The sequence below is a fragment of the Bacillus sp. GW823-FHT06B01 genome, from assembly GCF_058952315.1.
The window spans coordinates 706,634-720,706 of record NZ_JBXAHR010000003.1 but is presented as its reverse complement, the minus strand read 5'-3'; the positions used below and the strand labels follow the sequence as shown (position 1 = coordinate 720,706).

Here is a 14,073-nt window from a genome sequence, read left to right as displayed (position 1 = left end):
TATTAGGAGCCTTCACAAACTCTTAAGAGTATGTTTCTTCTTTCTTTACTTGCTCGTTTACAAGCTCTTTCAATAATTCTATAATTTCATCATTTTCTTCTTTCAAACCGACAGTAATACGAATACCATCATGTATACCAAATGCAGCACCAGAACGAACAATATATCCTTTCTTCATTAATCGTTCGAAAGCCTCATTACCAGGAATACCGAGTTTTAAGAAAATGAAATTTGTTTGAGATGGATAATAGAATACGTTATATTCCTTACAAAATGCGTAATATTGATTTAATCCTTCTTCATTTTTTTTCACACATTCTTGTAAAAACACTTGATCTTCTAATGCAGCGAGTGCTACAGCCTGCGCTACAGTCGATGTATTAAATGGTAACCTTGCTACTTCTAGCTGCCCGATTAAATTCGCATTACCAACCGCATATCCGATACGGAAAGCAGCTAAACCATATGCTTTTGAAAACGTGCGTAAAACCATAAGATTTTCATACTGTTCAAGAAGTGGTAATGTTTGCGGATAGTCTTCTGCCCCCGCATATTCATAATATGCTTCGTCCATAATAACGAGCGCTGACTTAGGAACTGATTCTAAAAATGAAAGTAAATTTTGTTTCTCTACATATGTACCTGTCGGATTATTCGGGTTACAAATCCATACAATCTTCGTTTTATCATCTACTTGCTGTAACATTGCATCTAAATCATGAATGCCATCTTTAAGTGGTACTTCACGAACTTCTGCTCCTTCAATAACAGCATGGTGATGGTATTGCGAGAATGTTGGATTCGCCATTACAACATTTGTTCCTTCATGTAGTAATGCACGACTAATCATTTGAATGACTTCATCTAATCCACTACCAAATAACAGTTGTTCTGCTTTGACACCTAACTGCTCTGCTACTTTTGTCCGAAGTTCAAATGCATATCCATCTGGATAAAGAGCGTATTGACTCGCTAAAGAAGTTAATGCTTCTGTTACGCGTGCTGAGCAACCGAATGGATTTTCGTTCGACGCTAATTTCACAATTTTTGATAACCCATATTCCCTTTTTACTTCTTCAATATTTTTCCCAGGTACATATGCTCTCAAAGTTAACAATTGCTCTTTCACTCTCATTTTTCTTCCCCCAGTCGTTTTATTCAATTCAATTACAATAAGGTTGTAATTTCTCACTGCAATCGTTTATCTTAACCGTCACTATTACGAGGATACCTTTAAACAAGCACTTCTTAGCTCTTAAACCATATCCTTTTGAAATGCCTCTAACGCAATATGAACAGTCTCATCTGGAATAGATACGACATTCACTACCCCATATTCCTGCATTAACACCATATGAATTGCTCCAGCGTTCGCTTTCTTATCTTGTTTCATTAATTGAACGAGACGCTCTACATTCAAATCACTTGGCATTTTTGGATATCCGTACTTTAAGAACCACTGCTTCATCTCTTCATAAGAAAGATTAACCTTGTACACTTGCTCACTTAAAAACAAGGCAAATAACATTCCAACCGCTACTCCGTCACCGTGAGTAATATTTCCATATCCTAGTTCTTTTTCAAGAGCATGGCCTAACGTATGTCCAAAGTTCAAATGAGCACGTACGCCTTTTTCTGTTTCATCTTGTGATACAATATTTGCCTTTACAGGAATTGCCTTCGTTAATATATGGATTAGCTTCTCATCACGAAGATCCGCTAATGTTTGCACTTCTTCTTTTAACCAATGATACAGCTTTACATCACCAATAAGAGCATGTTTTATCACTTCTGCATAACCTGAACGCCACTCTTTTTCAGGAAGTGACTGTAAAAACGGCGTATGATATACAACTACTTCCGGTTGATGGAATGCACCGATCATATTTTTACCTAACGGATGATTGATCGCTACTTTCCCACCTACTGCGCTATCGTGAGCTAATAAAGTCGTTGGAACTTGAACGAAGCGAATTCCACGCATAAACGATGCAGCAACAAAACCAGCTAAATCTCCAATCATCCCGCCTCCAAGTGCAATAATTAAAGAATTTCTATCTAATTTATTTTCAAGAGCTGACGTATGAGCCGCATAGAAATTTTCAAAAGACTTCTCTTTTTCGCCACTCGGTACGACAAATGAAAATACTTTTTGCTTTATTTGCAATGCATCTACAACTGTCTGTAAATGTAAAGTTGCAACAACTTCATCTGAAATGATCATGATGTTTGATACAGATGGCTGCATGTTTTGAATGATTGTTGTCAAATGTGACAACGATTCTTTTCCTACATGTACATCATATTCTTTTGATTTCGTTTGAATATGTATGTTTCCCATTAAAATCCCCTCGCATATTCATTATGTTTCTCAATATTTTCACGAATAAGGTCCATACGATCTAATCCGAATTGTTCTATTAAAACTGTCGCTAATTCCCAAGCCACAACCGCTTCTGCAACGACACTAGCTGCTGGAACAGCACAACTATCTGAACGTTCAATACTTGCTGTAAAAGGCTCTTTCGTATCAATATCTATACTTTGAAGAGGTTTATATAGTGTAGGGATCGGTTTCATCACACCGCGCACAACAATTGGCATTCCAGTCGTCATACCGCCTTCTAATCCACCTGCATTATTTGTTCTTCGTGTATATCCATGTTCCTCATTCCACAGAATTTCATCATGAACTTCACTTCCCGGTCTATGCGCTGCTTCAAAACCAATTCCAATCTCGACGCCTTTAAAAGCATTAATGCTCATAATTGCAGCTGCTAATTTTGCATCCAGTTTTCGATCATAATGTACATAGCTACCGACTCCAATTGGCATTCCTTCCACAATCACTTCAACGATTCCACCTATTGAATCACCATTTGCTTTCGCATCATCAATTGCTTTCATCATTTGGTTACCTGCTTCTTCATCTAAGCAACGTACAGGTGATGCTTCTGTAATACTTTTTAATTCTTCAATTGAACTATACGTAATTTCCTGAGCCTGTACACCGCCAATTTCAATTACATGGCCCGCCACTGTAATACCAAGTTCTCCTAACACTTTTTTAGCAACCGCACCAGCAGCAACACGCACTGTCGTTTCGCGTGCTGAAGAACGCTCCAGTACATTTCTCATATCTCTATGACCATATTTAATCGCACCATTTAAATCAGCATGCCCAGGTCTTGGTTTTGTTACTTTCCTTTTCATTTCTTTTTCTTCTTGTTCCGTTAAAGGCTCTGCGCCCATAATTTTTGTCCAATGTGCAAAATCACGATTTTCAACAACAAGTGCAATTGGAGAACCTAATGTCTCTCCATGTCTAACACCACTTACAATTTGCACTTGATCTGTTTCAATTTGCATGCGTCTACCACGCCCATGCCCCTTTTGCCTTCTAGCTAACTCTTCATTTATATCATCCGCTACTAAAGGCAGTCCTGCCGGAACACCTTCTATAATCGTTGTAAGTTGTGGACCATGAGATTCACCAGCTGTAATATATCGCATACGTTATTCCTCTTTTCGCATATGTATTTATCCCGCTATATTAAGCAATGATATTATCTTTCCTTACTCTAAAAATATGAAAGAAATTATATATTTGATCAGCCATTCGCTTATTCTCCGATAGGCCTTTTACTTTACATATCAATATATCATAACAGCTCTAACTTCGTAACTAATTGCAACAAAAAAAGTGCAAGAAGAATACCCCTATTCTCCTTGCACTTTCTACTATTATCACAGTGATTAAAGCGTTTACAAATTATTTCAAAATAATTAGTAAATCCATTCATTCATTAATTTTGAGTAGTCAACTAATTCTTCTTCCTTAAAGAAAATAGCAATCTCGCGCTCTGCACTTTCTAACGAATCAGAACCATGGATAATGTTTTTCGCAACAGTTACACCGAAATCTCCACGAATTGTTCCAGGAGCTGCTTCATGTGGTCTTGTTTTACCCATCATGTTACGAGCTGTATCTACTACACCTTCACCTTGCCATACCATTGCGAATACAGGTCCAGATGTAATAAAGTCTACTAATTCACCAAAGAAAGGTTTCTCTGTGTGCTCAGCATAGTGTTGTCCAGCAATTTCCGGAGTGACTTGCATTAATTTTGCACCAACTAATTGAAAGCCTTTTTTCTCAAAACGAGCTACGATTTCCCCAATGAAGGCACGTTGTACACCGTCTGGTTTTACCATTAGAAATGTTTTTTCCATAAAAAATCTCTCCACTTCTGAATTATGTATGTAATTGTATATCCCCACACACATATTAACACCCTTATCACAATTGCGCAATAGTTTTGAAATAGAGAGATTATTTTATTTTTTAGAAAAAACACTAAAATTTTCGTTTCCCAATATACTTTGCTACATTTTGTAATGCATACCTCGCTTGTCCACGCGGAAGTGGTTTTATGATTTCTAATGCTTTATGTAAATAACGTTCACTAAACGCAAATGCTTGATCAATAGCGTCACTATTTTTTACAGCCTCAATAATTCCTTTCATTTCGTCCGCTGTTGTATTTTCATGTACAGATGTGATTTTCTTACGAAGCACGGGATCTTCCATAGCGTATAAGGCAGGAAGCGTAATATTCCCTTGTAACAAATCACCACCAGCAGGTTTTCCAAGCTTCTCTTCTGTGGAAACGAAGTCTAAAATATCATCAATAATTTGATACGACATTCCTACAAAATACCCATACCAAAATAGTCGATTTACCGTATCACGATTAGCGCCAGCAGCAATTGCTCCTAGTTGACAACTCGCAGCAATTAATAATGCTGTTTTTCGCTTTATTCTTCTTAAATACGTTCGTAAATTTTGGTCATAATTGTACTTATCTTTAATTTGTTCAATTTCACCTTTACACACTTCTAAAATGGTATGCGATAGCGCCTGATGCGCCTCTGGAATTTCGATATTTGTTATACATTCAAGAGACTTAGCGAACAAATAGTCCCCTGTATACATTGCAATACGATCTCCCCATTTCGCATTCACAGTTGCACTACCACGTCGTAAAAATGCAGCATCAATAACATCATCGTGAACAAGAGAAGCCATATGAATAAGTTCTAACGCAACAGCTACATGTTTAATTGCATCTAACTTATAATCTCCAAATTTTCCCGCAAGCAACACAAATACAGGACGAATTCGCTTCCCACCAGCTTCAATAAGTTGTAATGCCGCCTCTTCTACCAATGGCTGTTCAGAAGCAACTGTCTTTTTTAATTCTTTTTCTATCACATTAATATCCGATCGTAAAAAAGAGTACATAAGTTGTAACTTCATATTGTTCACCTTAACCTAAAACTTCTTTTTTCTTTTTTCTATTTTGATTCTGGTTTCATACCTAAATGCATCGCTGCTACCCCAAAAGTAAACGGCTTCACTTGTACACGTTCAAGTCCAGCTTCTTCAAACATATGAGCCAATTCTTTCATACCTGGGAATGTACTAGCAGATTCTTGCAGCCATGAATATTCTTTAAAACTTTTCGCAAATAACTTTCCAAATAACGGCATGATATATTTAAAGTATAAAATATATCCTTGTCGAAAACCAATCATTGTTGGTTGAGATGTTTCTAAACAAATTACTTTTCCACCTGGTTTTACTACACGCGTCATTTCTTTTAATACGTGCATATAATCCGGTACGTTACGTAAACCAAATCCAATCGTTACATAATCAAATGTGTTATCTTCAAATGGAAGTTCCATTGCATTCCCGTGTAAAAGTTCTACTTGTTTTAATTGTAACGCCTCCACCTTTTGCTTACCGACAGATAACATATTTTCACTGAAGTCTAAACCAACAACCTTGCCCTGTTCACCTACCGCTCCAGCTAGCGCAATTGTCCAGTCCGCTGTCCCGCAGCATACATCGAGAGCCTTGTTACCTGGTTTTACATCCATAATGCGCATCGTCTCTTTACGCCACGCTTTATGTCTTTGAAAACTAATGACAGAATTCATCACATCGTATTTATCAGAGATTTTCTCAAATACATCATGTACTCTTTCTTCTTTTGATTGTTGCATGCTCGTACCTTCTTCCAATGTAAAATTGCTTATGTCTTCGATCTATCTCTTAACACAGAGTTTATTTCACTTATATCTGTGTGGTTTTCCAAAAATTGATTTTCTTTCTTTCTGAGTTCCATCATCCATCCATTGATAACTGTTTCTGCATCCGCTTTATCGTTCAAAATCTCTTGAATAGCTTGAAAAACAGGTGAATGTTGTTTATCAGCGTATCGTTCACATTCTTTTTGAAGACGATTTTTTCCTAGTACATACGTTATAAACGGCTTCCAATGAGATAAATGAAAATGATCACATGTTTTTTGTAAGAGCGCAGACTCAATCGTTACTACACTTCCCATTATGTCATCCATCGTTTTATGTGCTTTTTGATATAACATTATTTTGTGCTCATTAATTTCTTTAATTCCTTCAGCAAGCGCACGAATTAAAACAATATCACGATTCATAGACAATAAGTAATAATATAACCCGCTATAGTAATCTCCAGCAAGCACTGTTAACTGGCGACGTTTATGCGATTCATTCGCTTCTTCCCCTGCTTTATTTGATACTCTTTCATGTGTATCAAGCGCAATTTGAACAAGCATAATCGTTACTACATAATGCTCAATTTGTTCTATATGTAATTTTGCACTTTTTAAAGCACCATATAACAATGCTATTTTCTCTTCATCAATATATGGTTCTTCAATATAGTTTATAAAATAAGGATGGCGTAATTTCTCCATCAATTTCTCTCTTATACCCGCATACCCTCCGTAGATGTCACACACAAAAATCACCCTTGTTTTCTAATTCATAAAACTTATTATAACACATTCATTCTATTTTCTATAACCAAAACTTGGCTACTCTTTCCAAACTTCCACCGAATGAAATAACATCTTTCATTCTTGTAAGTAGTCTTTCTATTCTCACTCTGTCTTCCTAAAACTATATCATTTATAAAAAAAAAAAAAAAAGAAAAGCAGTTTCCCACTTTTCTTTACTTCGTTTTAATAAAAGATAAAATTTCACTACGTGCCGCAGCATCATTTTCTAGCACACCACGTACCGCTGTTGTTACAGTTTTCGCGCCCGGCTTTTTCACACCACGCATCGTCATGCACATATGTTCCGCTTCTACTACTACCATTACACCATGCGGTTCTAGTACTTCCATAATAGAGTTCGCTACTGTTGATGTAATACGTTCTTGCAGTTGTGGACGACGTGCAATTGTATCTACAGTTCGAGCTAATTTACTTAACCCTGTCACTTTTCCGCCTTGTGGAATATATGCAACGTGAGCAACTCCATAGAATGGAACTAAATGATGCTCACACATCGAATAAAACGGTATATCTTTTACTAGTACAAGCTCCTCGTGATCTTCTCCGAACACTTTATGCAAATGTTCTTTCGGATCTTCATGCATACCCGCGAACACTTCTGCGTACATTTTTGCCACACGCTTTGGTGTATCAAGTACTCCCTCACGATTTGGGTCATCTCCGATTGCCTCTAAAATAAGGCGCACTGCATGTTCAATTTGTTCTAAATTAACTTTTGCCATCCGCTAGCCCTCCCGAAAACCTAAAAGTGATACGAACACATTCTAGCATATTTATGTTTTTAAAAGCAAAAAGAAGAGTTCCCAAAAAGGAAACTCTTCTTCCCTGTTAATATGTAAGGATTATTTAACCGCATCTTTTAACGCTTTACCAGGTTTGAATGCAGGTACTTTACTTGCAGCGATTTCAATCTCCTCACCTGTTTGTGGGTTACGACCTTTACGAGCCGCACGCTCACGAACTTCGAAGTTACCGAATCCGATCAGTTGTACTTTATCACCTTGTTTTAAAGCTTCTAAGATAGAATCAAAAACAGCGTCTACTGCTTTTGTTGCGTCCTTTTTAGAAAGGGAACTTGCTTCTGCAACAGCATTGATTAAATCTGTCTTGTTCATGCCATTCACCTCCTCCCAAAGATAAGACTGTATAATGATCATAAAATGAGTCTTACTTTCATTTGTAGGCAATTTTTACAAATTCTATACTACAAAGATGTAGATAAATCATTATCAACGCCTATATTATACGATTCTCCTTTATAATTCAATATTTTTAAGGAAATTGTTACTCTTAAAATGTGAAATTCTGATGAAACTTGACAATTTACAACAATATATTAGATAATGACTGTTTATTTTGCTATTCTATACGCGAAAATCAAAAAAAATCCCTCTACGATGAGAGGGATTTTTTCTTATAATATAATCGCAATTAATCCGCCAGATCCTTCATTAATAATTCTTTCTAGCGTTTCTTTTAATTTATATCTTGCATTTTCTGGCATTAAAGATAGTTTCGCTTGAATGCCTTCTCGAACAATAGAGCTAAGTGAACGTCCGAATATATCAGAATTCCAAATTGATAATGGGTCATCTTCAAAATCCTGCATTAAATAACGAACTAATTCTTCACTTTGCTTTTCAGTACCAATAATTGGCTCAAACGTTGACTCCACATCTACTTTAATCATATGAATAGACGGAGCTACAGCTTTTAGTTTCACACCAAACCTTGAACCGTGACGAATAATTTCTGGCTCATCTAAGCTCATGTCAGCTAACGCAGGTGCTGCTACACCATATCCTGTTTGCTTTACCATACGCAGGGCATCCGCCACTTGATCGTATTCTATTTTCGCATGAGATAAATCGAGCATAAGCTTTAATAAATGATCTTTCCCTCGAATTTCTACCCCTACTACTTCTTTTAAAATTTGATCATATAATTCATCTGGTGCATATAAATCAATTTCTGCTACGCCTTGCCCCATATCAATGCCAGCTAAGCTCGCTCGATCAATAAATTCATACTGACTAAACTGCCACACGACACGGTCCACATCACGAAGACGTTTTATATCCTTAACAGTCTCTTGAACAGCTTCTTGATAACTTTGGCGTAACCAATGCCCTTCATTTAACACCATTACCCAGCTCGGAAGGTTCACATTCACTTCTAATACTGGGAACTCAAATAACGCTTCTCGAAGCACATTGTACACATCTGTTTCTCTTAAACTTTCGACACTCATCGCAATGACTGGGATATCATATTCTTCAGATAAACTTTGACGCAATTGCTCTGTATCTGGATGATACGGCTGTACAGTGTTAATGATCATAATGAAAGGTTTTCCGACTTCTTTTAACTCATTTACTACGCGTTCTTCTGCCTCTATATAATCTCTTCTTGGAATTTCCCCAATCGTTCCATCTGTTGTAATTACAACACCAATTGTGGAATGTTCTTGAATTACTTTACGTGTTCCGATTTCTGCAGCTTCATGGAATGGAATAGGTTCTTCATACCAAGGAGTATTAATCATGCGAGGGCCATTCTCATCTTCATAGCCTTTTGCTCCTGGAACCGTATATCCAACGCAATCTACCAATCGAATATTCACTTCAAGACCTTCATCTACTTCGATAGAAACCGCTTGGTTTGGAACAAACTTCGGTTCCGTCGTCATGATTGTACGACCAGCAGCACTTTGAGGCAGTTCATCCTGCGCCCTTTGACGGTCAGACTCATTCTCAATATTAGGAATAACTACAAGTTCCATAAATTTTTTAATAAATGTTGATTTCCCTGTTCGAACAGCTCCTACAACTCCAAAATAAATATCACCGCCTGTGCGTTCCGCAATATCTTTAAAAATATCTACCTTTTCCAAGTGATTCCCTCCCTCAATATTTTTGGGAATAATTCCACATTTATAGTCAACTAATACCTTCTCTAACGTTGCCTATAATATCTGATATAATATAATGGTATTCTAGAAGTTCGGACAATATATCATATAATTTTGTCCAATTTCATATGACTATTAAAAAATACCTTTTGTTTGCATCGCAAGTTGTGTAACATAAAAAACCTTTCTTCTAGAACTTATTCACTAAAAGAAAGGTTCATGACTTATGATTTTAAAAAAATTGGTTCTCCATTCTTTACCGTATACGGTAAAGAATACGCAGGTACAAATGGAGAATCTTTCGAAAGTATATTCCGAATATCTTCCCCTTCCTTAAATTGCCCTTCATTTTTTTTCAACGCTTCATATAAATCGATTCGATAATCAACATAAATTTCTCCCTTTTCATTGATTACAAAAGGAAGCCCTTTACCAGAATACGGACTTGTCACTTGCGGCACATCTTTATATCCTAGTTTTTTGAAATCTAATTCATATACACCATCTGAAATTACCTTTTTAAAAGGCGGATATTGATGTTCATCCCGATACATCCTAAGCTTTAATGATAACTGCTGAATTTGTTCAGCCATCCTAACATCAATTAACTTTACTGTCGGGTTTGTTTCAACGTCTATTAATACGTATTGGTATACTCCTCCGCTTTCATACGCATTTCCTGGCGCTTCCTGTATGTAACGCGGAGCAATCTTTTGAAAATCGATTGGATACTTTTGATAAATAGGCGTACTCATATCCCGCGTCTTAATTGGCAATATCCCCTCATTTTGCTCCTTAAATGTCACTACAGCTTTTTGAACAACCTGTATCTGATCTTCATAAGGAACGGCATTTTGTTTCATATTTTCTTTCGGATACAGACATCCTGTTAAAAGGCTCATACAACAAAATATTAAAATAATATGGACTTTTTTCACTAGCAATCACCTTTTCATACTAATATAACTTGCTCCGTATGTAGCATTTTCGAGACCATTCCCTTTACTGCTGTACAGGTCCACTAAATACAACAAGAAAAATAACAATTCCTGACACAATCATAAGGGTGTACGCTACTAACGCTGTAATCCCTTTCAAAAATTTATTCTTTATTTTGTATCTACTTAGTAAAATAAAACTTACTGCAAAAAACATAAATCCAATTGCTCCTAAAGCAAACCACATTTTTATGAGCCCTTCTGACATATACACACCCCTTTTTATTAATCTATTTTTATACTATTTTAACAAATTAAAATCTTTAAACAAATACAAAAAGAACATTTTACTACAAATTACGAATATATAACTTTAATCAACAGGTTTTTTCGCATCTTCCACTAATCTAAATAAAAATAAAACCGAAGCGAGTGTATCTCTCGCTTCGGTTGACCAAATATGCCCAAAACAGCTCTATTCCCATACTTTCATGGCTATCATATGCAATCTACAAACTCTTTGTTTCTTATATCTTATTTTTTAAACATTTTGCTTAACGAACCAAAATCAGCGGGCATATTATTGTTAATAATTGCTTTTACAATTTGATCCTCTTGTTCTTTCGGCACTTCACGTCCCGCCATAAGAGCCACTTGATGAATCAATTGACGAAGCACAGTCTCATCACGTAAATTCGCATTCTGTACAGATGATGCTAATTTAAAAATATCTTCTTTATTCACTTTCGCTTCTTTTTCAATGTTATTAAAAATGTTATTATCCATTCTTTTCACCCTCTCCTCAAGTTACTCTTCATCCTATGCAAAATTAAAAAAATGGTGAAAAGACCCATAAAAATAAAAAGCGACAGAAGTACAAATGTACTTCTGTCGCTTTTCTTTAAAGTAAGTCAGGTATAGCTTCCACTTCATGTTTTCGAACACGTCCCATTAATGAGCCTACTGCATCTTTCACATTATTCCCATTGAATAGCACGTCATATAAAGCAGCTGTAATCGGCATTTCAACTTCCATTTTCTCTGCTAATTCGTGAGCAGCTTTCGTTGTTCTTACACCTTCTACAACCATACCCATGCTTTCTAACACCTCTTCTAAAGAGTGTCCTTTTCCAAGCATATTTCCAGCGCGCCAATTTCGGCTATGAACACTTGTACAAGTTACAATTAAGTCTCCCATACCAGTTAGACCAGCAAACGTTAATGGATTTCCGCCCATTTTTCTTCCTAAACGAGCAATCTCCGTTAAACCACGTGTCATTAATGCCGCTTTCGCATTATCACCTAATCCAAGTCCATCAGTTATCCCAGCAGCTAATGCGATAATATTTTTTAACGCACCACCAAGCTCAACTCCAACGATATCTGGATTTGTGTATACACGGAAGTAACTATTCATAAACAAATCTTGTACTTCCTCAGCCGCTTCCATACGCTTTGCTGCAGACGTAACAGTTGTCGCTTGACGTAAACCAACTTCTTCTGCATGACTCGGTCCAGATAGTACAACAACATCTTTAATCAAGTCCTCTGGAATTTCTTCCTCAATCACTTCCGAAATACGTTTTGATGTACCAGGTTCAATCCCTTTACTTGCATGAATCCAAGTAGTCGGACCTGCTACATATTTCTTCATATCTTGTAATACCTCTCTATACGCTTTCGTTGGTACTACAAGAAGTACTACATTTACATCTACTAATGCTTCTTCTAAAGAAGAGTAGGCTGCGATTGTGCTTGGCAATGTAATTCCTGGAAGATATCGACTATTCTCATGTTTTGTATTAATCTCATCCATAAGTTCAGAACGATTTCCCCAAATACGTACATCATGTCCATTGTCAGCTAATACCATCGCTAACGCTGTTCCCCAGCTACCTGCTCCAACTACTGTGATTTTTGTCATAAAATCACATCCTCTCCATTAGTCTCTTGCTCTAGCGATAATGTGAATCGGCGTTCCTACAAAACCAAACGCTTCACGTAAACGATTCTTTAAGAAGCGCTCATATGAAAAGTGCATTAATTCTGTATCGTTTACAAATATAACAAATGTTGGTGGTTTTACCGCAACCTGTGTCGCATAGAAGATTTTCAGACGGCTACCATTATGAGTTGGTGTTGGATTCATCGCTACCGCATCCATAATTACATCATTTAATACGTTCGTTTGAATACGGATACTATGGCTTTCATTTACTTCATTAATAACTGGTAATAATGTTTGTGTACGTTTTTTCGTTTTCGCAGATAAGAATACAATCGGTGCGTACTCTAAAAATTGGAAATGAGCACGGATGTTTTCTTCAAATGCTTTCATTGTTTTTTCATCTTTTTTCACTGCATCCCATTTGTTTACGACGATAATAACAGCACGTCCTGAATCATGAGCATATCCAGCAATTTTTTTATCCTGTTCAATAATTCCTTCTTCTCCGTCTAAAACGACTAAAACAACGTCAGAACGTTCAATCGCTCTAAGCGCACGAAGTACACTATACTTTTCTGTGCTTTCGTATACTTTCCCTTTTTTACGCATACCAGCTGTATCGATGATTACATAATCTTGACCATCTTTACTATATGGTGTATCAACAGCATCACGTGTCGTTCCCGCTATATTACTTACAATTACACGTTCTTGACCAAGAAGTGCATTTACAAGTGATGATTTCCCTACATTTGGACGTCCAATTAAAGAGAAACGGATTGTTTCATCATCATACGCTTCTTCTTCAATCTTTGGAAAATGATTTGCAGCTTCATCTAACAAATCACCAAGTCCTAAACCGTGTGTACCTGAAATCGGGAATGGCTCGCCAAATCCTAATGCATAAAAATCATAAATATCACTACGCATTTCTGGATTATCAACCTTATTTACCGCAAGTACAATTGGTTTTTTAGAACGATATAAAATTTTAGCAACTTCTTCATCTGCTGCAGTTACACCATCGCGACCATTCGTCATAAAAATGATAACATCTGCTTCATCAATCGCTACTTCCGCTTGTTGACGAATTTGTGTCAAGAACGGCTCGTCTCCAATATCAATTCCACCTGTATCAATAATGTTAAATTCATGATTTAACCATTCTCCCGCACTATAAATACGGTCTCGCGTTATACCTGGTATATCTTCTACGATTGAAACTCTTTCTCCAACAATTCTATTGAAAATAGTAGATTTTCCTACGTTCGGACGGCCTACTATTGCTATTACTGGTTTCGGCATATACTTTCATCCTTTCAACTTGCTTCTGTTTATTATGTAAAAAACCCTTCTTTGTGCAAG

15 protein-coding genes are annotated in these 14,073 nt (G+C 36.6%); all 15 read right to left on the bottom strand.

Annotated features, from left to right (window positions below; all coding sequences use genetic code 11):
- Positions 1-22: 22 nt before the first annotated feature.
- The 15 genes from hisC to der all read right to left on the bottom strand — a co-directional run bounded on the left by hisC (position 23) and on the right by der (position 14,013).
- Positions 23-1,135 carry a histidinol-phosphate transaminase gene (gene hisC, locus AC1Q8N_RS16960; RefSeq protein ID WP_048543540.1) on the bottom strand — a complete coding sequence of 371 codons (1,113 nt, stop codon included), beginning with the start codon at positions 1,133-1,135 and terminating at the stop codon, positions 23-25.
- Between the two features lie 120 nt (positions 1,136-1,255).
- A complete protein-coding gene (gene aroB, locus AC1Q8N_RS16955) occupies positions 1,256-2,341 on the bottom strand; it encodes a 3-dehydroquinate synthase (RefSeq protein ID WP_098047373.1) in 1,086 nt (361 codons plus the stop codon).
- Complete coding sequence (gene aroC, locus AC1Q8N_RS16950) at positions 2,341-3,513, bottom strand: chorismate synthase (RefSeq protein ID WP_098847378.1); 1,173 nt, start codon at positions 3,511-3,513, stop codon at positions 2,341-2,343. The genes aroB and aroC overlap by 1 nt, the downstream gene beginning before the upstream one ends.
- A gap of 273 nt (positions 3,514-3,786) precedes the next feature.
- Positions 3,787-4,233, bottom strand: a complete 447-nt coding sequence (ndk, locus tag AC1Q8N_RS16945) for a nucleoside-diphosphate kinase (protein WP_000415885.1) — start codon at positions 4,231-4,233, stop codon at positions 3,787-3,789.
- Between the two features lie 124 nt (positions 4,234-4,357).
- The gene (gene hepT, locus AC1Q8N_RS16940; protein WP_048543547.1) at positions 4,358-5,320 is read right to left on the bottom strand and encodes a heptaprenyl diphosphate synthase component II; all 963 of its coding nucleotides are present in this window, start codon (positions 5,318-5,320) and stop codon (positions 4,358-4,360) included.
- 38 nt (positions 5,321-5,358) lie between these two features.
- Positions 5,359-6,072, bottom strand: a complete 714-nt coding sequence (gene menG, locus AC1Q8N_RS16935) for a 2-heptaprenyl-1,4-naphthoquinone methyltransferase (protein ID WP_001187660.1) — start codon at positions 6,070-6,072, stop codon at positions 5,359-5,361.
- 29 nt (positions 6,073-6,101) lie between these two features.
- Positions 6,102-6,851, bottom strand: a complete 750-nt coding sequence (locus AC1Q8N_RS16930; RefSeq protein WP_141520013.1) for a heptaprenyl diphosphate synthase component 1 — start codon at positions 6,849-6,851, stop codon at positions 6,102-6,104.
- A gap of 212 nt (positions 6,852-7,063) precedes the next feature.
- Complete coding sequence (gene folE, locus AC1Q8N_RS16925; RefSeq protein WP_001151478.1) at positions 7,064-7,633, bottom strand: GTP cyclohydrolase I FolE; 570 nt, start codon at positions 7,631-7,633, stop codon at positions 7,064-7,066.
- A 120-nt stretch (positions 7,634-7,753) separates the two neighbouring features.
- Positions 7,754-8,026, bottom strand: coding sequence for an HU family DNA-binding protein (locus AC1Q8N_RS16920; protein ID WP_001043860.1), 273 nt, complete (start codon positions 8,024-8,026; stop codon positions 7,754-7,756).
- Positions 8,027-8,325: 299 nt separating this feature from the next.
- A complete protein-coding gene (gene spoIVA / locus AC1Q8N_RS16915; protein WP_000416519.1) occupies positions 8,326-9,804 on the bottom strand; it encodes a stage IV sporulation protein A in 1,479 nt (492 codons plus the stop codon).
- Between the two features lie 242 nt (positions 9,805-10,046).
- Entirely contained in the window at positions 10,047-10,760 is a 714-nt protein-coding gene (locus AC1Q8N_RS16910) for a YphF family lipoprotein (RefSeq protein WP_048543552.1), read from the bottom strand.
- 64 nt (positions 10,761-10,824) lie between these two features.
- Positions 10,825-11,028 carry a DUF2768 domain-containing protein gene (locus AC1Q8N_RS16905; protein WP_001288995.1) on the bottom strand — a complete coding sequence of 68 codons (204 nt, stop codon included), beginning with the start codon at positions 11,026-11,028 and terminating at the stop codon, positions 10,825-10,827.
- 266 nt (positions 11,029-11,294) lie between these two features.
- Positions 11,295-11,546 carry a stage VI sporulation protein F gene (locus tag AC1Q8N_RS16900; RefSeq protein ID WP_000369753.1) on the bottom strand — a complete coding sequence of 84 codons (252 nt, stop codon included), beginning with the start codon at positions 11,544-11,546 and terminating at the stop codon, positions 11,295-11,297.
- A gap of 115 nt (positions 11,547-11,661) precedes the next feature.
- Entirely contained in the window at positions 11,662-12,684 is a 1,023-nt protein-coding gene (locus AC1Q8N_RS16895; RefSeq protein ID WP_000161769.1) for an NAD(P)H-dependent glycerol-3-phosphate dehydrogenase, read from the bottom strand.
- Between the two features lie 18 nt (positions 12,685-12,702).
- Positions 12,703-14,013 carry a ribosome biogenesis GTPase Der gene (der, locus tag AC1Q8N_RS16890; RefSeq protein WP_001125888.1) on the bottom strand — a complete coding sequence of 437 codons (1,311 nt, stop codon included), beginning with the start codon at positions 14,011-14,013 and terminating at the stop codon, positions 12,703-12,705.
- Between the last annotated feature and the right edge of the window lie 60 nt (positions 14,014-14,073).

What these genes read in the sequence shown, in the direction of transcription:
- AC1Q8N_RS16905 (WP_001288995.1), bottom strand. Translation starts at nt 11,028, where the DNA reads ATGTCAGAAGGGCTCATAAAAATGTGGTTTGCTTTAGGAGCAATTGGA.
- folE (WP_001151478.1), bottom strand. Translation starts at nt 7,633, where the DNA reads ATGGCAAAAGTTAATTTAGAACAAATTGAACATGCAGTGCGCCTTATT.
- AC1Q8N_RS16895 (WP_000161769.1), bottom strand. Translation starts at nt 12,684, where the DNA reads ATGACAAAAATCACAGTAGTTGGAGCAGGTAGCTGGGGAACAGCGTTA.
- der (WP_001125888.1), bottom strand. Translation starts at nt 14,013, where the DNA reads ATGCCGAAACCAGTAATAGCAATAGTAGGCCGTCCGAACGTAGGAAAA.
- aroC (WP_098847378.1), bottom strand. Translation starts at nt 3,513, where the DNA reads ATGCGATATATTACAGCTGGTGAATCTCATGGTCCACAACTTACAACG.
- hisC (WP_048543540.1), bottom strand. Translation starts at nt 1,135, where the DNA reads ATGAGAGTGAAAGAGCAATTGTTAACTTTGAGAGCATATGTACCTGGG.
- aroB (WP_098047373.1), bottom strand. Translation starts at nt 2,341, where the DNA reads ATGGGAAACATACATATTCAAACGAAATCAAAAGAATATGATGTACAT.
- hepT (WP_048543547.1), bottom strand. Translation starts at nt 5,320, where the DNA reads ATGAAGTTACAACTTATGTACTCTTTTTTACGATCGGATATTAATGTG.
- AC1Q8N_RS16920 (WP_001043860.1), bottom strand. Translation starts at nt 8,026, where the DNA reads ATGAACAAGACAGATTTAATCAATGCTGTTGCAGAAGCAAGTTCCCTT.
- AC1Q8N_RS16900 (WP_000369753.1), bottom strand. Translation starts at nt 11,546, where the DNA reads ATGGATAATAACATTTTTAATAACATTGAAAAAGAAGCGAAAGTGAAT.
- menG (WP_001187660.1), bottom strand. Translation starts at nt 6,072, where the DNA reads ATGCAACAATCAAAAGAAGAAAGAGTACATGATGTATTTGAGAAAATC.
- ndk (WP_000415885.1), bottom strand. Translation starts at nt 4,233, where the DNA reads ATGGAAAAAACATTTCTAATGGTAAAACCAGACGGTGTACAACGTGCC.